Raw genomic sequence first — 19452 nt, forward strand, 5'->3', positions numbered from 1 at the left:
CCGTGCAGCCGGCCGAGGATGACCCCGACCAGCACGCATAGGCGCGCGCCGCGGGTAGGGACACGCACCGTGAAGAAGATGGCACTCGGCACGCTGTGATCGCCTGCCTTGCAAACCGCCCCGTCCCGGCCGAGGGCGGCCGAGCTCTGGTCGTCAGGCCGCGTCGGAGCCGACCGGGTCGATCGCGAAGTTGTCGCGGAACACTCCATCGGGATCGACCTCGGCCTTGATCGCGCGCAGGCGCTCGAGCGTGGCCGGCGGGAACGCCTCGGCGATGCGCTCAGGTCTCAAGGAGCTGTCGAAGCTCAGGTACATCCCGTCCGCATGGTCGGCGATGGATTCCCAGGCCCGGTCGAGCCGTCCCGGGTCGCCGCCGATTGCCACGAGCGAGAAATTCGCGGCGCGATGGGCGTATGCGGTGGCGTCCTCGGCCACATCGGCGACGGCTCCGCCGACCGCGCGAAGCTGGAAGAACGGCACGGCGCCGGAGTCCAGCATCCGCTCCGCCGCCCGGGCGACCTCGGGCGTCACGTGCTCGAGCAGGGCCGAGCGCGAGTGCGGCTCGCCCGAGCCGTGGTGCGGACCGAGGTCGGCGTTCGCCATGACCTGCGCATAGGTCGTCAGCTGCACTGACTGCTGCACCAGTGGGCCGAGCTCGGCGAACGGCTGCAGCCGCGCGATGATCGTGTCGGGATCGGCGGAATCGACCAGCCCGTAGAACTGGGCGACCTGCGGCTGACCCGGACGTCGTCCGCCCATCACCAGGAACACGGTCGTATCGCGTGGCGAGGCCTCCATGACCCGGCCGTAGCCCTCAAGGAACGTCGCGACGTCGTCGACCTGGATCGCGAGCTGCGCCCAGCCGACCTCGCCGACCTCGTCCACCTCGAATTCGAAGGATGTCACGACGCCGATGTTCGCGCCCGCCCCGCGGATCGCCCAGAACAGATCGGGGCGGTTCGAGGCATCCGTCCGCACGATCGAACCGTCGGCGAGCACGACCTCTGCCGCACGCAGGCGGTCGATCGTGAGGCCGTGCTCGCGCGCGAAGAAGCCGATGCCTCCTGCCGTCGCGAGTCCGCCGACGCCGACGCCGCCGTAGTCGCCCGATGACAGCGCCCAGCCCTGCTCGCCGAGCACGGCCGCGACCTCCGTCCAGCGGGCACCGGCCCCGATGCGCACGCGCCGGCGCTCGGCGTCGAGCACTTCGATCTCGTTCAGCCGACAGAGGTCGATCACGATGCCGCCGTCATTCGTCGAGCGTCCCGAGACGCCGTGCCCGCCGCTGCGGATCGCGAGCGGAAGGGCGGGGTGCCTCCGCGCATATGCGATCGCGTCCGCCACCTGCTGGGGCGAATCGGGCTGGAGCACGATCCCCGGCGTACCACCGCGCATGTACGTCGCGCGCACGTCTGCGTAGCCGAAGTCCCCCGGCTCGATCGCGGTGAGCCGGGACGGAAGATCGTCGTACGCGATGCCCTCGCGACGGGCGGCGAGGAATGCCGCGGAGCGGACGGGCGAGGCATCCGTCCCCCGCTCGCCGCGCTCGCGCGCGACGATCTCGCGCACCGCGGGCGTGATGTCTTCGCCGAACGCCTGCAGCAGGCTGGGGTCGTCGCCCGCGAGGATGAACGTGCCGATGCCGTCGTCGAGCGCGAGCCGAGCAAGGCGCTCGGCGAACTCGGCCGGATCCCTCGAAAGCACGCCGATGTTGAGCAGTCGCCTGATCTCCCGCGGATCTCGGCCGACGGACTGCGCCGCCTCGTCGATCGCGGCGTTGCCCCTGCCGAGGTCGCCCGGCTTCATGTATCCGTACGATGGCAGCCAACCGTCGCCCTTGCGACCCGTGAGGGCGAGCATGCGCGGCTTGTAGGCGCCGATAAGGATCGGGATGTCGTGCGCGGGGCGCGGTCCGCGCTTCGCTCCATGCACCCGGTGGTATGTCCCGTCGGTGAAGACGCCGCGCTTCTCGCTCGTGTCCCAGAGCTCGCGGATGACGTCGATCGCCTCCTCGAGCGCCGTGACCGCCTGCCCGGGGGTCAGCCGGCCGCCGCCCATCGCCTCGATGGCGTCCCAGAACCCACCGGCGCCGAGCCCGAGGTCGAAGCGGCCACCGGAGAGCAGGTCGAGGCTCGCCGCCGAGCGGGCGATGACGGCGGGTGGGCGCAGCGGCACATTGAGGACGTTGGGTGCGATGCGGATGCGGTCAGTGCGCGCCGCGACGAAAGTCATGAGCGTCCACGTGTCGAGGAACGCCGGCTGGTAGGGATGATCCTGGTAGGTGACCATATCGAGTCCGGATGCCTCCGAGATCTGGGCGAGCGCCACGGGCGCGTTCGGGTTCGCCGCAGACGGGGTGATGAAGGAGCCGAATTCGAGCGCATGTCCATAATCCACAAGGTGTTCAACGGATGCCGGCATCCTGCCATTCCGTGGGGGCTGTGCTGACGGCCGGTGCCGTGGCTGATCGGACCGGCATAGGCGTGCGCGACCGCTTTCCGGAGCCCATCGACGGGCACGGTGAGGGGAGCCGCGACTATCGGGGAACGGGCTCGATGAGCTCAGGCGAGTTGTTGCGCACGTTGCCGACGGCTCTGGAGACCGCGTAGACATCGAGGGTCTCGGCGACCGCGGGCGCCGCATCGATGGCGGCATCCAGCACGTCGCGCACGTTGTCGGTGGTCGGGTCGAGCCAGGCATCGGCGTGATCGGGGTCGAGGAAAAGCGGCATGCGGTCGTGGTTGGAACCGAGGGGCCCGATCGAGTCACGCGTGAGGATCGTGAAGCTCAGCATCCATCGAACCGGGTCATCGTCTGCCAGGGCCGGGTTCTTCCACCACTCATACAGCCCCGCCATGAACAGCGGCGATCCGTCCGCCGGGTGGATGTAGTGAGGGATCTTCGCGCCGTCGACCTGCTTCCACTCGTAATAGCCCGAAGCCGGGACCACCGCGCGGCGCTTCTCGAGCGATGTGCGGAACATCGGCTTGTCCTCGAGCTCTTCGGAACGGGCGTTGAAGGCCCGCGAGCCGATCGACGGATCCTTCGCCCACGCGGGAACCAGACCCCATCGCGCGGTTTCGAGTCGCCGGGTGGGCGGCTCGGTCTTCGTCGAGTCGAGCACGATCGCAACGAGGCTGGTGGGAGCCACGTTGTATGAGGGCGCCGGAAGATCGTCGCTCTCGAGATCGACCCTCAACGCACCCACCAGCTCTGAGCCGACACGGGCAACGACGAATCGTCCGCACATGGCATCCGAGCCTACGCGGGAGCGCCGTCTCCCGGCAGAATGGCGCTCAGCTGTCGAAGATGCCGATCTCGTCGAGGCGCTCGGCCAGGCCCGCGCCGTCCGACTCGGTGACCCAGGGAACGGTCGCGGCGGTGTGATCGTCCACGGCCGTGCGACCACCTGCCAGGACGGCCTCCGCGGGGGAGAGGCGGCGGATCGCGACGGCGGCGACATTCACCGGATTCTCGCGCGCGAACGTCGTGTAGATCTCGTCGTCGTGCTGCCCGTCGTCGCCGATGAGAAGCCACTTCACTTGCGGGAACTCCGCCGCCAGTCGGCGGAGGTTCGACAGTTTGTGGGCCTTGCCACTGCGGAACCACCGGTCGTGGGTCGGACCCCAGTCCGTCAGGAGAACCGACCCCGGCGGGAAGAGATGCCGGCGCAGGAAGCGGATGAGCGTGGGGGCGACGTTCCACGCGCCGGTCGAAAGGTAGATGACGGGGGCGCCCGGCGCATCGCGCACGAGACGCTCCATCAGCACCGCCATGCCCGGAACGGGTTGGCGAGCGTGCTCGTTGACGACGAAGGAGTTCCACGCCGCGAGCAGCGGTCGCGGCAGAGCCGTGACCATCACGGTGTCGTCCACGTCGGAGACGATTCCGAAGCCGACGTCGGACCCCACGATGAACACCCGGCTCTCGACGGGTTCGCCTCCCTCGACCGACATGGTGAGCGTCTGCCAGCCGGCGGCGAGGCGGGCCGGGATCTCGGTGTCGATGACGCCGCCGCGGTCGGCGACGACCTCGTGCGTCACCTCGCCTATGGTGATGCGCACCTGCGCGAATCCGACCGGCACCGCGGCGAAGCTGCGCCAGCCGCGCACGCTCGCGTATTCGCCGTCGCCGGTCAACGGCAAGGGGGGGACGATCAGCACCCGACCCAGGACGCGCACCCACTCGGGGCTGCCGTAGCCGGGGAACGGTGTCACCGTGGGGGTCAGGCCGCGAGCCCTCGCGCGACGCTCGCGCGACGCGTGGAAGCGGTACTCGAGACGCGCGAGCCACAGCACGTTGCGGCGCGCGGGCGTCGTCACGGTCGCGGGCACCCTCTCAGTCTTCCACGTCCTTCGTGGGGAGCAGCGATCCCGGGGGCACGCCGGGTAGCTCTTCATCAGCCCGGAGGTGCTTGCGCTCGGCGTGCTCGATGATCTTCTTGCCGGCGAAGACCAGCAGCACGAAGACGACGATGATGCCCACGAAGATGTACCCGGCGAAGTGCAGCCGATCGGCCAGTTCGCGGTAGGTGCCCGCCGCGAGAGCCGCCACCGAGACGTACAGACTCGCCCAGATGATGCACGCGGGAACTGTCCAGGCGAGGAAGCGCCGATACGAGTACCCGCTCATCCCCACGGTCAGCGGCACGAGCGAGTGCAGCACCGGCAGGAACCTCGAGACGAAGATCGCAGGACCGCCGCGCCGGCGCAGGTAGCGCTCGGAGCGCTCCCAACTCGCATCGCCGATGCGACGCCCGAGGCGGGAGTGCCGGATACCCGGGCCGAGCAGCCGGCCCAGCCAGAAGCCGATGCTCTCTCCGGCCAGTGCACCGATCACGACCGCGACGATCAGGACGATGCCCTCCAGCGGCGAGGCGACTGCGGTGCCCGCGATGATCACCACAGTGTCGCCCGGCACGAACAACCCGATCAGCACGCTGGTCTCGAGCATGATCGCGACACCTGCCAGCACGGTTCGCAGCACGGGGTCGACGCTCTGCACCGCGTCGAGCAGCCACGTGAGGAACTCGTTCACACCCCGACTCTAGATCGACTATCCGCCCCTCTACCCTGGGAGCATGCCCGACTCTGCGATCGCCGTGCCCCTGCAGGCGTGGCGGGACCCGGCAGTCGTGTTCGCCGCGATCGCAGCCGGGGCCAGCGAGTGCTTCTGGCTGGATGCCGGACCCGATGCGGAGTCCGGGTGGAGCTGGGTCGGCATCGGGGTCGTCGAGGAGCGGCCGGAGCGCGTTCGGGCGGTGTCGCTCACCTCGGCACGGGACGGCGGCGACTGGGAGGCCGGGCGCTTCCACGGCGGGTGGGTCGGCTGGCTGGGCTACGAAGATGCCGCCGCACGAGCCGGCGCGCCGACGGACGCGGCCGACCCGGAGGTACCCCCGGAGCGGTGGCTGCGAGTGGAGCGTTTCGTCGCATTCGACCACGCCCTTCAGCGAGCCTGGGCGGTCGCCTCACCGGCCGAAGCCGACGCATTCGCGGCTCGGGTCGAACAGGCGGACGGCGAACTGCGCGCGCCCCCGATCACGGCCGTCCAGGCGGTCGCCCGCCACACCCCCGACGCCTATGCCGCGTTGGTCGAGCGCTGCCGCGACGCGATTCGCGAGGGCGACGCGTACCAGCTGTGCCTGACGACCCGGTTCACCGTCAGCGCACCCATCGATCCCGTGGCAGCCTTCACGCGGCTGCGGAAGCGGACACCGGCCCACCATGGCGGCTTCGTGAGATCGGGGGATGTCGCACTTGCCAGCGCCAGCCCGGAGCGCTTCCTCGAGGTCGATGACGGCGTCGTCCGCACTCGGCCGATCAAGGGCACGCGCCCGCGGGGCGCGGATCCGAGAAGTGACGCCGCGCTTGCTGCGGAACTGCGCGAGAGCGAGAAGGAGCGCGCCGAGAACGTCATGATCGTCGATCTGATGCGCAATGACCTGTCGCGAGTCTGCGACCCGGGCTCGGTCGGTGTGGACGGGCTGCTCGAGGTCGAGTCCTATCCGGCCGTGCATCAGCTGGTCAGCACGGTATCGGGCACGCTGACACCCGGCATCACAGTCGGCAGGCTGCTGGATGCGACCTTCCCTGCCGGGAGCATGACCGGAGCCCCGAAGCTGTCCGCGATGACGATCCTGCACGATCTCGAGCGCGGTCCGCGCGGAGTCTTCGCCGGGTGCTTCGGGTGGATCGGCCAGGACGGAGCCCTCGGTCTGGCGATGGTGATCCGCTCGATCGTCATGCACCCGGGCGGCGCCTACGTCGGTGCCGGGGGAGGCATCACATGGCGATCGGATGCTGCCGCCGAAGTCGCCGAGGTGGGGATCAAGGCACGTGGACCTCTGTGGGCGATCGGGGCGGACTTGCCGCTCGGCTGGTGACGGCGGCGGTCCGGTAGCCTGGAGGGTGCGCTTCGCGCCGCAGACTTCCACTCCACGATTGGTTCCATCACGTGTCCCAGACCCTCCCGCCCGACACCGCCGTGCCTGAAGACCGTGGTGGCTACGACGCGTTCGCCGTTCAGCAGAAGTGGCAGGCGCGGTGGGCGGAAGCCGACCCGTTCCGTGCCGGCGGCGACGGCGACACTCGCCCCCGCAAGTACGTCCTGGGCATGTTCCCGTACCCGTCGGGTGATCTGCACATGGGACACGCCGAGAGCTACGCCTACGTGGACGTCGTCGCGCGTTTCTGGCGCCACCGCGGCTACAACGTGCTGAATCCGATCGGGTGGGACTCGTTCGGCCTGCCCGCAGAGAACGCGGCCATCCAGCGGGGCGCCGATCCGCGCGAGTGGACGTATGCCAACATCGAGCAGCACAAGAAGAGCTTCCGCCAGTACGGGTCCTCCTACGACTGGTCCCGCATCCTGCACACGAGCGACCCGGAGTACTACCGGTGGAACCAGTGGCTGTTCCAGCTGCTCTTCGAGCGCGGACTTGCCTACCGCAAGGAGAGCCCGGTCAACTGGTGCCCGAACGACCAGACGGTGCTGGCCAATGAGCAGGTCGTCGACGGGCGATGCGAGCGCTGCGGTGCCGAGGTCGTCAAGAAGAAGCTGACCCAGTGGTACTTCAAGATCACCGACTACGCCGACCGCCTGCTCGATGACCTGAACCAGCTCGAGGGCTTCTGGCCGCAGAAGGTCATCCGGATGCAGCGCAACTGGATCGGGCGATCTGTCGGTGCCGACATCGACTTCGAAATCGAAGGGCACCCCGAGAAGGTCACCGTCTTCTCAACCCGCCCCGACACGCTGCACGGCGCCACGTTCTTCGTCGTCGCTCCTGAGTCCGACCTGGCTTCTCAGCTGGTTTCGGGCGCCTCGGCCGAGGCGCGCGCGCGGTTCCAGGACTATCTCACCAGCGTGGGACGCTCGAGCGAGATCGAGCGTCAGAACACCGACCGCCCGAAGACGGGCGTCTTCCTGGAGCGCTACGCGATCAACCCGATCAACGGCGAGCGTCTCCCGATCTGGGCGGCGGACTACGTGCTGGCCGACTACGGGCACGGCGCCGTCATGGCCGTGCCCGCCCACGACCAGCGCGACCTCGACTTCGCGCGCGCATTCGACCTGCCGGTGAAGGTCGTCGTCGACACCACGGCGCCTATGACCGGTGCGATCCCGGTGATCGAGCTCGATGAACACGGCGTCCCGAACGACCCGGGCGCGGATCTCGGCTCCCTCAGCGACCTCGACCCCGCCGTCACCGGCATCGCCCTGACCGGAGAGGGACGGATGATCAACTCCGGATCCCTCGACGGACTCTCCAAGCGCAATGCGATCGCGCGCATCACCGACCAGCTGGCTGCCGTCGGCGCGGGTCGCGCGTCCAAGTCGTACCGCCTGCGCGACTGGCTCATCTCACGTCAGCGCTTCTGGGGCACGCCCATCCCCATGATCCACACCGAAGACGGCCGCATCGTGCCGGTGCCGGCCGATCAGCTGCCCCTGACCCTGCCCGACGCCGAGGGGCTCGACCTCACGCCGAAGGGCACCTCGCCGCTCGGCGGCGCCGCCGACTGGATGACGACGACTGACCCCGAGACCGGCGCCCCCGCACTGCGCGACGCCGACACGATGGACACGTTCGTCGACAGCTCCTGGTATTTCCTGCGCTTCCTCGCTCCGCGGGACGCCACAGAGGCTTTCTCGACGGCGGAAGCCGCGAAGTGGGCCCCCGTCGACTCGTACATCGGCGGCGTAGAGCACGCGATCCTGCACCTGCTGTACGCGAGATTCATCACCAAGGTGCTGTTCGATGTGGGACTGATCGATTTCACCGAGCCGTTCTCGACCCTGGTCAACCAGGGCATGGTGCTGCTGTCCGGGTCGAAGATGTCCAAGAGCAAGGGCAATCTGGTCGAGTTCGCGTCGAGCATGATCAACCCGGGCGCCGACGCGGTGCGCACCGCGATCGCGTTCGCGGGACCTGTCGAGGACGACATCAACTGGGAGGACGTCTCGACCACAGGCGCGCAGAAGTTCCTCGCGCGCGCCTGGCGCGTCGCGCAGGATGTCACCAGCAGCCCCGACGTCGTGTGGGCCGAGGGTGACCCGTCGCTGCGGCGCGTCACGCACCGCCTGCTCGCCGATGCGCCGGGACTGGTCGAGCAGACCAAGTTCAACGTGGTGGTCGCGCGTCTCATGGAGCTCGTCAACGCGACCCGCAAGGCGATCGACACCGGGGCCGGCCCGGCCGACCCCGCCGTCCGCGAAGCCGCCGAAGCGACCGCGATGATCCTCGACCTGTTCGCCCCGCACACAGCGGAGGAGATGTGGGAGATGCTCGGCTACGAGCCGTTCGTCGGGCTCGTAACCTGGCGGCAGCCGGACCCGACCCTCCTGACGGAGGACACGGTGACCACGGTCGTCCAGATCGACGGCAAGGTGCGCGCGACCCTCGAAGTGTCGGCACGGATCGAGGCCAAGGACCTCGAGGCGCTGGCGCGTGCCGATGCGCGAGTCCAGCGCGCGCTCGCCGGTCGCGAGATCACCCGTGCCATCGTGCGGCCACCGAAGGTCGTGAGCTTCAGCACGAGCTGAGCCTCCTCCCCAGGACCTGCGTCGCGCGGTCCATCCACCGCACGCCCTGCGCGCAGGGGTGACTCCGGTCGCGTGACCTACGTTCGGCCGTGTGTCATCGGCCGAAGCACCTCCCCGCGCCGCCGCAAGCCCTCGGGCGCGCCTCGGACTCGGAGCGGCGGTCGTCGTGGTGCTGCTCGCGCTCACGGTGACCGTGGCGATCGGAATCCTCCGGGGGGCTTCAGCGCCGGTGGAGTCCGTCACGATCGATCAGGGGGGACCGACGGATGCGGCCGGATCGGCATCCGTCTTCGTCCACGTGTCGGGCTCGGTCACGACCCCAGGTCTCTACGTCTTGAACGAGGGGGCGCGGGTCGTCGACGCCGTGGCCGCGGCCGGCGGCTTCACTCCGGACGCCGATGAGGCCGCGGTGAACCTCGCGCGTCCGCTGGGCGACGGCGAACAGCTCCTCGTACCGGCGATCGGCGCGTCGGCGGAGGCAGGTGCGCCAGCGCCGGCCGGTGACGGCAGGGTGAATCTCAACACCGCCGATGCCGGCCAGCTCGACACCCTGCCCCGCATCGGACCCGCGATGGCCGACCGGATCATCCAGTGGCGCGACGCCAACGGCCGGTTCACGAGCGTCGAGGACCTGCTGGCCGTCCCGGGGATCGGCGCGAAGATGCTCGAGACGCTTCGCGATCTCGTCACGGTCTGAGCGTGTCCCGTTCACGCCTGTCGAACCTGCGCCTGGTCCCCGTCGCGGCAGCGGCCTGGGCGGTCGCGCTGCTGGCCACGAGCGCACCGGAGGCGGCGGCGGTCGTGGCGGCGCCGCTGTGGGCGCTCTCCCTCGGCGTGCTGGCCTGGATCGCCGCGGCGTCCCGGCGCTCACCGGCCGCCGCGGCCCGGCGATCTGGGCGGGGGCACGTCGCCGTCGTCTTGCTGCTCGTGCTCTGCGCTGCCGCAGCTGCGGCATCCCACGTCGCCGTCGTGCAGCCGGCCCGCGCGGAGGCCGGTCACTTCGCGCTCAGCGGAGGAAGATCGCTGGTCGTCCAGGCAAGCGTCGTGGGCAAGGTCGAGTTGCGCGCGACGGGCGAGTGGGTGTTCGACGCGGTGGCCACGCGTCTGGAGACCGGTGCGGCCGGCGATGCCGTGCGCTTCGACATCGCCGTACGGGTACAGCCTTCCGACGTCGATCGGCCCGAACTGCTCGACGTGGGCTCTGAGGTGGAGGTGCGGGGCACCGCGCGTCCGGCCCCCGCCGGCGACCGCGCGGTGCTCACCGTCATCGCCTCGCAAGGCCTCCACGTGCTCCATGAGCCCGCGGGCATTCCGGCCATCGCCGGCGAGCTTCGTCGTGGACTGGTCGGCTCGTCCGTGGGTCTGCCCGATCCGGGCGCAGGGCTGATACCCGGGCTGGCGGTGGGCGACACCTCGGCAGTGACGATGGAGCTCGATGCCGCGATGAAGGAGTCTTCGCTCTCGCACCTGACCGCGGTCTCGGGAGCGAACTGCGCGATCGTGGTCGGCCTCGCCTTCGGCGCGGTGGCTGCCTGCGGCGGTTCGCGACGTGCGCGGGTCATCGGCGGCATCGCAGCACTAGTGGGCTTCGTGCTCCTGGTGACGCCTGAACCCAGCGTGGTACGCGCCGCAGCCATGGCGGCCATCGCGATGCTGGGGGTGCTGCTCGGACGCACCGGAGCCGGCATCGCGGTTCTCGCACTGGCGGTGACGGTGCTGCTGGTGGTCGACCCGTGGCTGTCCGGCTCGCTCGGGTTCGCGCTGTCGGCGGTCGCGACGGCCTCGCTGCTGCTGTTCGCCCGGCCGCTCGCGATCGGGCTCGCACGGCGGATGCCGCGTGCACTCGCCCTGGCCCTGTCGGTGCCTCTCGCCGCGCAGCTCGCGTGCGGCCCGCTCCTGGTGATCATCGCCCCGACAGTTCCGCTTTACGGCGTGGTCGCGAACCTGCTGGCTTCGCCGGCCGCACCGCTCGCCACGATCGTCGGGCTCGCTGCCTGCCTGGCGGCACCGTTCCCGTGGGTGCAGTCCGGGCTGACGGCGATCGCGTGGCTCCCGGCCGCCTGGATCGCCGGAACAGCGCAGACCTTCAGCGCCCTGCCGGGCGATCAGGTGCCCTGGCTCGAAGGCTGGCCGGGCGTGGCGGCTCTTGCGGTCGTGGGTGCGGCGATCGGCACGGTGATCGTGGTGCCGCGCGCCGCCGTACCCGCCCGGAGTCCGCGACGCACCCGCGAGTCCCCGGTACGGCGAGTGCGGGCACCGATCGCGCGATCGCAGTCGGTGCGGTTCATCGCCGTCCTCCTGCTCGCCGTGGTGGCGGGAATCGTCGCCGGGGGTGCCGCGCTGCACACTGCGGCCGGCCGGTTCACGCTGCCGACGGCGTGGAGCGTGCTCGCGTGCGACGTCGGACAGGGGGATGCCGTCCTCCTCCGATCGGCGGGGGCGATCGCTCTGATCGACACCGGGCCGGACCCGGAGCTGCTCGATCAGTGCCTGGCCCGCGCGGGGATCGATCGCCTTGATCTGCTCGTTCTCACGCACTTCGATCTCGATCACGCGGGCGGGGTCGACGCGGTGATCGGGCGAGTGGACAGCGCCCTGCACGGTCCGGTCGGGACCCCGGCGGGGGCGCGGGTGCTGGAGCGACTGAGGGACGGCGGCGCGCGGCTGGTTCCCGCGCACACATCGATGGCCGGGACGCTGGGCGCGGCGGATTGGCGCGTGCTGTGGCCGCCGGCCAAGACCCGAGCGTTCCCGCCCGGAAACGATGTGAGCGTCGTGCTGGACGTGCGCGGTGGCGGGATGCCGGCATCCCTGTTCCTCGGAGACCTCTCTGCCGCCCCCCAAGCTGCTCTGGCGGCATCCGGTGTGCTCGATCCGCCCTACGAACTCCTGAAGGTCGCCCACCACGGCAGCGCCGATCAGGACCCGGGACTGTATGTGCAGGCTCGTCCGGCGATCGCGCTCGTGTCGGTCGGCGCCGACAACACCTACGGCCATCCGCGTGCGGAGACCCTGACCGCGCTGGAAGCGGTCGGCGCCCGAATCGCGCGCACCGACCTGCAGGGTGTGATCGCGGTGTGGCGGGCGGGCACGCACCTGTCGGTGTGGCGCGAGCGCGCAGGCGTGGTCGCACCCGGCCGTTAGGCTCATTCCATGGCGATCAGCGCGCGACGCACCCCGGCGGCGAAGACGCGCAGCACGATCCCACAGGTCTCGTGGCGTGCGCCGCAGCCGGCTCCGATCGTGCTCGTCTCGGGACCCGAAGAGATCTGTGCGGAGCGGGCGATCGCGGGCGTCCGCGACTATCTGCGCGCGGAGGATCCGAGCCTCGAGGTCACCGATGTGCGTGCCGACGACTACGCCCCCGGCACGCTGCTCGGAGTCAGTTCCCCCTCGCTTTTCGGCGAACCACGGCTGGTGCGCGTCACCGGTGTGGAGAAGTGCTCCGACGCCTTCCTCGCGGAGGCGGTGTCGTACCTCGCGATGCCGCAGGAGGGGGCGACGATCATCCTGCGCCACACCGGCGCGACCGTGCGCGGCAAGAAGCTGCTCGACGCCATCCGCGCCGGAGAAGGGGCCGGGATCGAGATCGCCTGCCCCGCGGTCAAACGCGACTCCGACCGGTTCGACTTCGCCGCAGGGGAGTTCTCCACGGCTCGCAAGCGGATCGCCCCCGTCGCGCTGCGCACACTGGTCTCGGCGTTCGCCGACGATCTGACCGAGTTGGCGGCCGCCTGCCAGCAGCTCATCTCCGACGTGCCGGGGGACATCACCGAACAGATCGTCGAGCGCTATTACGGCGGACGCGTCGAGACCTCCGCCTTCGCAGTCGCCGACACGGCGATCGCGGGCCGCTACGGCGAAGCGCTCCTCTCCCTGCGTCACGCGCTGGACTCCGGCGCCGACCCGGTGCCGCTCGTCGCCGCGATCGCTTCGAAGCTGCGCACGATGGCCCGGGTCTCCGGCAGCCGTGAGTCCTCCGCTGCTCTGGCCGGCCGCCTCGGGCTCAAGGACTGGCAGGTCGACCGGGCGCGGCGCGATCTGTCGGGCTGGTCTGACGCGACCCTCGGCATGGCGATCCAGGCGGCGGCCCGAGCCGATGCCGAGGTGAAGGGCGGCTCGCGCGACAGCGTGTTCGCCCTGGAACGGCTCATCACCGTCATCGCGACGAAGGCCCCGTTCGGCTCCTGAGTGAGCCTGAGCGGGAATGACGAAAGCCCGACCCCGGAGGGACGGGCGTTCTTCAAAGTCAGTGCTTAGAGGGCTGCGACCTGCTTGGCGATCGCCGACTTGCGGTTCGCGGCCTGGTTCGCGTGGATGACGCCCTTGCTGGCGGCCTTGTCGAGCTTCTTGGTCGCCCGTGCGAGCGACTTCTCGGCGGCGGCCTTGTCGCCGGCTGCGACGGCCTCGCGGGTGCGACGCACCTCGGTGCGAAGCTCGCTCTTCACGGCCTTGTTGCGCTCGTGTGCCTTGTCGTTGGTCTTGTTGCGCTTGATCTGCGACTTGATGTTTGCCACGTTTGTCGACGGTCTTTCGTTCGGAGGTGTTCGATGAGAAGTGCCGAGTGGCAGGAGAGGGGTGCCGCACGGCGGTCGTGCGGGGAGTGAGACCCACACGCAAGCCGATCACCAAGTCTATCAGGTCTGTTCGATCGTCGTGATCGCCAGGTTCAGGAGCGCGTTGAAGGCGCCGGGGCGCATCACTGTCACATGGTGCGTCGTGCGCGGCACCACGATCAGTTCAGCGTGCTGCGCCACCCGCAGGAACAGCCGCTCATTGATGCGCAGTTGGTCGAACTGCCCGTTGACGAACCACAGCGGCACCTCGATGCGGTGCAGCGCCGTAAGCAGATCGAGCACCGAGAGGCTCCTCAGCGCGATGTCCTGCGCGTCCAGGGCGTAGCCGCCGGCGCCGAAGTCGGCGCGGGTCTGGTCGGGGAGGATGCGATCGAGCATGCGGTTCGTGAGCCACATCCCGCGATCCGGCAGTGAGTCGAAGCCGCGCGCGAGCAGTCGGTACCCGGCCAGGCCCGGTCCGCGGGGGATCGCCGTGCACGAGGCGGCGACGAAACCGGCCACCGGAGGGGGATCCTCGCGTCCGACGTACTCGATGCACAGGAGGCCGCCCATCGAGTGCCCGGCCAGCAGCACGGGACCTCGTGTCGCAGCATCCTTTACCGCGGCATCGATAGTCGAGAAGGCGCCCTCGAGCGTGAACTCCTCGGCCATACGCGCGCCGTGACCGGGCAGATCGACCGCCACCGTCGGATTGCCACGATCGGCGAGGTACTCCACCTGCGCGCGCCACATCGTCGCCGACGTCCGGATGCCGTGCACAAGCACCACTTGGACGACCATCCACCTAGGATATTCATCTGCACACGGGAAGCTCGGGGCCGGGTTCGCCGCCGGCAGGAGGCGCGCGCGTGGCGGCGCGGTCCGGCCCGTAGAATTGGGCAGTCATGTCTCCGCGCGCACTGAAGCCCCTCGAGCCGTCCGCGACCCCGCCCGAGCTGATCCGCAACTTCTGCATCATCGCCCACATCGATCACGGCAAATCCACGCTTGCCGATCGCATGCTTCAGATCACCGGCGTGGTCTCCGACCGTGACATGCGCGCGCAATACCTCGACCGCATGGACATCGAGCGAGAGCGCGGCATCACGATCAAGAGCCAGGCGGTGCGCATGCCGTGGCAGGTCGACGGCACGACCTACGCCCTGAACATGATCGACACCCCAGGCCACGTCGACTTCACCTACGAGGTCAGCAGGTCGCTCGCGGCGTGCGAAGGCGCCATCCTGCTGGTGGATGCCGCACAGGGCATCGAGGCGCAGACTCTGGCGAACCTGTACCTGGCCCTCGAGAACGACCTGCACATCATTCCGGTTCTGAACAAGATCGATCTGCCCGCCGCGGATCCGGAAAAGTATGCAAAGGAGCTCGCGAGTCTGATCGGCGGCAAGCCCGAGGATGTACTGAGGGTGAGCGGCAAGACGGGGATCGGCGTCGAGGAGCTGCTCGAGCAGGTCGTCCGGCAGATCCCGGCCCCGACGGGCGACCCGACCGCACCGACTCGCGCGATGATCTTCGACTCGGTCTACGATTCGTACCGCGGCGTGATCACTTACGTCCGTATGATCGACGGCACGCTGAGCCCTCGCGAGCGCATCCAGATGATGTCGACGCGCGCGGTCCACGAGCTGCTCGAGATCGGCGTCTCCTCGCCCGAGCCGATTCCGACCAAGGGGCTCGGGGTCGGCGAGGTCGGCTATCTCATCACCGGTGTGAAGGATGTGCGCCAGTCGAAGGTCGGCGACACCGTCACCAGCGCGGCCAAGCCGTCGACACAGGCGCTGCCCGGGTACACCGACCCGAAGCCGATGGTCTTCTCCGGCCTCTACCCGATCGACGGCAGCGACTACCCGCTGCTGCGCGAAGCGCTCGACAAGCTGAAGCTCTCCGATGCCTCGCTCAACTACGAGCCCGAGACTTCCGTCGCGCTCGGCTTCGGCTTCCGCTGCGGGTTCCTCGGGCTGCTGCACCTGGAGATCATCAGCGAGCGCCTGGAGCGGGAGTTCGGCCTCGACCTCATATCGACCGCGCCGTCGGTCACGTACGAGGTGACGACTGACGACAAGAAGACCTTCACGGTCACCAATCCCAGCGAGTTCCCGTCGGGCACCAAGATCGCGAGCGTCACCGAGCCCATGGTCAAGGCGGCGATCCTCGCACCGAAGGACTACGTCGGCACGATCATGGAGCTCTGCCAATCCCGCCGCGGGACGCTGCTGGGCATGGAATACCTCGGCGAGGACCGCGTCGAGATCCGCTACACCATGCCGCTCGGCGAGATCGTGTTCGACTTCTTCGACAACCTCAAGTCCAAGACCGCCGGATACGCGTCGCTGGACTACGAGCCCAGCGGCGATCAGGAGGCCGACCTGGTCAAGGTCGACATCCTGCTTCAGGGCGAGCCGGTCGACGCGTTCAGCGCGATCGTGCACCGCGACAAGGCCTACGCCTACGGCGTGCTGATGACCGAGCGCCTCAAGAAGCTCATTCCGCGCCAGCAGTTCGAGGTGCCGATCCAGGCCGCGATCGGGGCGCGGATCATCGCGCGCGAGTCGATCCGGGCGATGCGCAAGGACGTGCTGGCAAAGTGCTACGGCGGCGACATCACCCGAAAGCGCAAGCTCCTCGAGAAGCAGAAGGAGGGCAAGAAGCGCATGAAGATGGTGGGGCGTGTCGAAGTCCCTCAGGAAGCGTTCATCGCCGCACTCTCGGGCGACACCGAGGGCAAAGAGAAGAAGTAGCCGACCGCGGGGCGCCAGGTGGCGCCCCGGGCAACGCGAAGTAGGCTGGAATCCATGCGGCGCGGGACTTTCAGGGACGAGACGGTCGACTACGCCGCCGTCGGGGCGACACAGGCGCCTGACCTGATGCACTATCCGCCCGAGCGCAGCATCCCGGCTGAAGAGTCATGGCGTATCGGCAGCGGCGAGGCCCGGTTCGAGAGCGCGAGTGATGCGCTCCTGTCATGGGCGGCGCAGCGCGGTGCCGGGCTGGAACTGAGCGACGTTCGTCCTGCGGCCGGACCCATGTACTCGGGCGTCGGCTTCGATGCGGAAGGCAATCCCGTGGCCCCCAGTCGCCTGGAGGCCGACCAGCGGTTCGACAGCGACGGCACGCCCTACGTCGGAGCAGGCACGACCGTGCGCGTCGACGGTCGCGTCCGCGGCATGAGCGCGGGCGCCGAGCTGCGCGTCATCTTCTCGATCGAGGAGCCGCGTCGCGTCGGATTCGCACTGGGTACGGTCGGCGGGTCCGTCGTGAGCGGCGAAGAGTCGTTCGTGCTGCAGTGGCTGGACAACGACGAGGTATGGTTCACGGTGCGCGCCTTCGACGCGCCCACCGCGTTCGTCTACCGGGTGCTGCCCGCCCTGGTGCGCCGACGCCGGCGCGAGCTGTTCACGCGGTACCTCCGTGCGATCTCGCCCCTGTACGCGACGAACTGATGGGCTCCGCACTCCCGATCGGAGAGCCCGCTCCCCGCGACGGGTCGCTTCCGGTCTCGATCGACCGATCCACGCCGTTCGGGGTCTATCTGCATGTTCCGTTCTGCCGTGTCCGATGCGGGTACTGCGACTTCAACACCTACACGGCCGGGGAGTTACGGGGCGCGCGCCAGGACGAGTACGCCGACACGCTGCTGCGGGAAGTGGATCTCGCGTGCGGAGTGCTCGTCGATGCGGGCGCGATCCGCCCGGCATCCACGGTGTTCTTCGGCGGTGGTACGCCGACCCTGCTGCCGGCGGGCGATCTTTCGCGGATGCTCGACGGTGTGCGCACGACGTTCGGCATCGCGCCCGGCGCGGAGGTGACCGTCGAGGCGAACCCCGACACGGTCTCCGATGCGGTCGCGGCCGAGCTGGCGGCGGCCGGCGTCACGCGCCTGTCGATCGGCATGCAGTCGGCGGTGCCGCACGTGCTCGCATCCCTCGACCGAACGCATGAGCCGGCCAACGTAGGCGCCGCGGTCGCCGCGGCGCGCCGGGCGGGCTTGGCGGTCAGTCTCGACCTGATATACGGCGCCCCGGGGGAGTCGCTGGCCGACTGGCGCGAATCGCTCGAGTCCGTCGCGGCGCTCGAGCCCGATCACGTGTCGGCCTACGCGCTCATCATCGAGGAGGGAACCAAACTCGCGCGCCAGATCCGCCGCGGCGAGGTCCCGGCGCCCGACGACGACCGTCAGGCCGACATGTACGAGCTCGCCGACGAGCTGCTCGACGTTGCGGGATTTGAATGGTACGAGGTGTCCAACTGGGCGCGCGACGAGCAGCAGCGTTCACGCCACAACCTCGCCTACTGGACTGGTGCGGACTGGTGGGGTTTCGGGCCGGGCGCGCACAGCCACATCGCGGGGGTCCGGTTCTGGAACGTGAAGCACCCGGCCGCCTACGCGCAGCGGCTGGCTGCCGGGTTCTCGCCCGCGGCAGGCCGCGAAAGTCCGGATGCCGCCGCCCGGCATCTGGAGAGCGTTCTGCTGCGCACCCGCATCCGCGAGGGACTGCCGATCTCGGAGCTGTTCGGCGAGGGACGGCACGCGGTGGCCGCTCTCATCGCGGACGGCCTCATCGACGGCGCCGCCGCAGTGCGCGGGCGCGTCGTCCTGACCCTGCGTGGACGCCTCCTGGCCGACGCGGTCGTGCGGGCCCTCACCGGCTGATGAGCGTTCCGCTGCGGTGTCGGCCGATCCGATAGAATTGGCACTCAGAACGAGTGAGTGCCAAGACGGCTGGAGTGCGTGAGGAGGCGAGATGGTCACCGATCGAGGACTGCAGGTGCTGCGGGCCATCGTGCAGGACTTCGTCGACACGCGCGAGCCCGTCGGCAGCAAGGCGATCGTCGAGCGCCACGCCTTCGGGGTGTCGGCGGCCACGATCCGCAATGACATGGCGCTCCTCGAGGACGAGGAGCTCATCGCCGCGCCGCACACATCGTCGGGTCGCGTGCCGACCGACAAGGGGTATCGGGTCTTCGTCGATCACCTGGCCGAGCTCAGGCCCCTCTCGCCCGCCCAGCGCACCGCCATTTCCACTTTCCTGGACGGACCGGGCGACCTCGACGACGTTCTCGTTCGCACCGTGCGCGCGCTGACGCAGCTGACCGGCCAGGTCGCGATCGTGCAGTATCCCTCCTTCGCCCGCGCGACGGTCTCCCACGTCGAGCTCGTGCAGCTCGGCGGGGGCCGGATGCTGGTGATCCTGGTCACCGACACCGGCCGCGTCTCGCAGCGCCTCGCCTTGGTGCGCAACGAGTTCGACGACGACGATCTGGCGCGCGTGCGCTCGACCGTCGCCTCTCTGCTGGTCGGCAAGCCGGTCCGCGAGGGAGCGCAGCGGGTCGAAGAGCGTCTCGCCGAGCCGGACGCGTCGCCGACACCGCTGAGCATTGCCGCAACGGCTATCGTGCGCGTCGTCGCCGAAGAGCTCGAGGAGTTCCGCAACGACCGGCTGGTCATGGCCGGCGCGGCGAACCTGGCCCGCAGCGAGTCCGACTTCCGGGGGAGCATCTACCCGCTGCTCGAGGCCATCGAGGAGCAGGTGACGCTCATGAAGCTGATGAGCGAGATGGTGGCCGACGATCATGGTCTGGCCGCCAGCATCGGGCGCGAGAACGAGCAGTTCGGGCTGGGTGAGGCATCCGTCGTCGCCAGCGAGTACGACACGACCGGCGCCCGCGCCCGAGTCGGCGTTATGGGTCCGACCCGCATGGACTACCCGACGAACTTCGCGGCGGTCCGTGCTGTCGCGCGCTATCTCACCCGGATGCTCGACGACGACGAGAGTGCCCGCTGACGCGGCATCCTGTGACAAGACGATCCCGCGCGATGCGCGGACGG

At 69.5% G+C, this 19452-nt stretch carries 15 protein-coding genes; 9 read left to right on the forward strand and 6 right to left on the reverse strand.

All coding sequences use genetic code 11. The features are described from left to right. Positions 1 to 153: 153 nt before the first annotated feature. The 4 genes from QZV84_RS05205 to QZV84_RS05220 all read right to left on the reverse strand — a co-directional run bounded on the left by QZV84_RS05205 (position 154) and on the right by QZV84_RS05220 (position 5037). The gene (locus QZV84_RS05205; RefSeq protein WP_292826364.1) at positions 154 to 2421 is read right to left on the reverse strand and encodes an LLM class flavin-dependent oxidoreductase; all 2268 of its coding nucleotides are present in this window, start codon (positions 2419 to 2421) and stop codon (positions 154 to 156) included. A gap of 115 nt (positions 2422 to 2536) precedes the next feature. Next, a complete protein-coding gene (locus QZV84_RS05210; protein WP_292826367.1) occupies positions 2537 to 3250 on the reverse strand; it encodes an SOS response-associated peptidase in 714 nt (237 codons plus the stop codon). Between the two features lie 46 nt (positions 3251 to 3296). After that, the gene (locus QZV84_RS05215; RefSeq protein ID WP_292826369.1) at positions 3297 to 4334 is read right to left on the reverse strand and encodes a phosphatase domain-containing protein; all 1038 of its coding nucleotides are present in this window, start codon (positions 4332 to 4334) and stop codon (positions 3297 to 3299) included. A 4-nt stretch (positions 4335 to 4338) separates the two neighbouring features. After that, positions 4339 to 5037 carry a DedA family protein gene (locus tag QZV84_RS05220; protein ID WP_292826372.1) on the reverse strand — a complete coding sequence of 233 codons (699 nt, stop codon included), beginning with the start codon at positions 5035 to 5037 and terminating at the stop codon, positions 4339 to 4341. Positions 5038 to 5080: 43 nt separating this feature from the next. On the opposite strand from QZV84_RS05220, the gene pabB reads away from it, so the two are divergent. The 5 genes from pabB (at position 5081) to holA (ending at position 13239) form a co-directional block, all read left to right on the forward strand. Beyond that, positions 5081 to 6385, forward strand: a complete 1305-nt coding sequence (gene pabB, locus QZV84_RS05225; protein ID WP_292826375.1) for an aminodeoxychorismate synthase component I — start codon at positions 5081 to 5083, stop codon at positions 6383 to 6385. Positions 6386 to 6456: 71 nt separating this feature from the next. Next, positions 6457 to 9048, forward strand: coding sequence for a leucine--tRNA ligase (leuS, locus tag QZV84_RS05230; protein ID WP_292826378.1), 2592 nt, complete (start codon positions 6457 to 6459; stop codon positions 9046 to 9048). Between the two features lie 91 nt (positions 9049 to 9139). Further along, complete coding sequence (locus tag QZV84_RS05235) at positions 9140 to 9745, forward strand: ComEA family DNA-binding protein (protein WP_292826381.1); 606 nt, start codon at positions 9140 to 9142, stop codon at positions 9743 to 9745. A 2-nt stretch (positions 9746 to 9747) separates the two neighbouring features. Further along, the gene (locus tag QZV84_RS05240; RefSeq protein WP_292826384.1) at positions 9748 to 12192 is read left to right on the forward strand and encodes a ComEC/Rec2 family competence protein; all 2445 of its coding nucleotides are present in this window, start codon (positions 9748 to 9750) and stop codon (positions 12190 to 12192) included. Between the two features lie 9 nt (positions 12193 to 12201). Continuing rightward, positions 12202 to 13239 carry a DNA polymerase III subunit delta gene (holA, locus tag QZV84_RS05245; RefSeq protein ID WP_292826387.1) on the forward strand — a complete coding sequence of 346 codons (1038 nt, stop codon included), beginning with the start codon at positions 12202 to 12204 and terminating at the stop codon, positions 13237 to 13239. Positions 13240 to 13304: 65 nt separating this feature from the next. Here holA and rpsT read toward each other — a convergent pair whose 3' ends face one another. Both rpsT and QZV84_RS05255 read right to left on the reverse strand, forming a co-directional pair. Then, a complete protein-coding gene (gene rpsT, locus QZV84_RS05250) occupies positions 13305 to 13565 on the reverse strand; it encodes a 30S ribosomal protein S20 (RefSeq protein WP_292826391.1) in 261 nt (86 codons plus the stop codon). A gap of 120 nt (positions 13566 to 13685) precedes the next feature. Next, entirely contained in the window at positions 13686 to 14405 is a 720-nt protein-coding gene (locus tag QZV84_RS05255) for an alpha/beta hydrolase (protein WP_292826394.1), read from the reverse strand. A gap of 104 nt (positions 14406 to 14509) precedes the next feature. On the opposite strand from QZV84_RS05255, the gene lepA reads away from it, so the two are divergent. The 4 genes from lepA (at position 14510) to hrcA (ending at position 19408) form a co-directional block, all read left to right on the forward strand. Next, positions 14510 to 16363, forward strand: coding sequence for a translation elongation factor 4 (lepA, locus tag QZV84_RS05260; protein WP_292826397.1), 1854 nt, complete (start codon positions 14510 to 14512; stop codon positions 16361 to 16363). Between the two features lie 54 nt (positions 16364 to 16417). After that, positions 16418 to 17065: a DUF1990 family protein gene (locus QZV84_RS05265; protein WP_292826400.1), complete on the forward strand. Its 648-nt coding sequence runs from the start codon at positions 16418 to 16420 to the stop codon at positions 17063 to 17065. After that, positions 17065 to 18276, forward strand: a complete 1212-nt coding sequence (gene hemW / locus QZV84_RS05270) for a radical SAM family heme chaperone HemW (RefSeq protein ID WP_292826403.1) — start codon at positions 17065 to 17067, stop codon at positions 18274 to 18276. The genes QZV84_RS05265 and hemW overlap by 1 nt, the downstream gene beginning before the upstream one ends. Before the next feature lie 91 nt (positions 18277 to 18367). Beyond that, a complete protein-coding gene (gene hrcA / locus QZV84_RS05275; RefSeq protein ID WP_292826406.1) occupies positions 18368 to 19408 on the forward strand; it encodes a heat-inducible transcriptional repressor HrcA in 1041 nt (346 codons plus the stop codon). The last annotated feature ends 44 nt before the right edge of the window (positions 19409 to 19452 follow it).

The sequence above is a fragment of the Microbacterium sp. genome, assembly GCF_011620715.1.
Classification (GTDB): Bacteria; Actinomycetota; Actinomycetes; order Actinomycetales; family Microbacteriaceae; genus Microbacterium.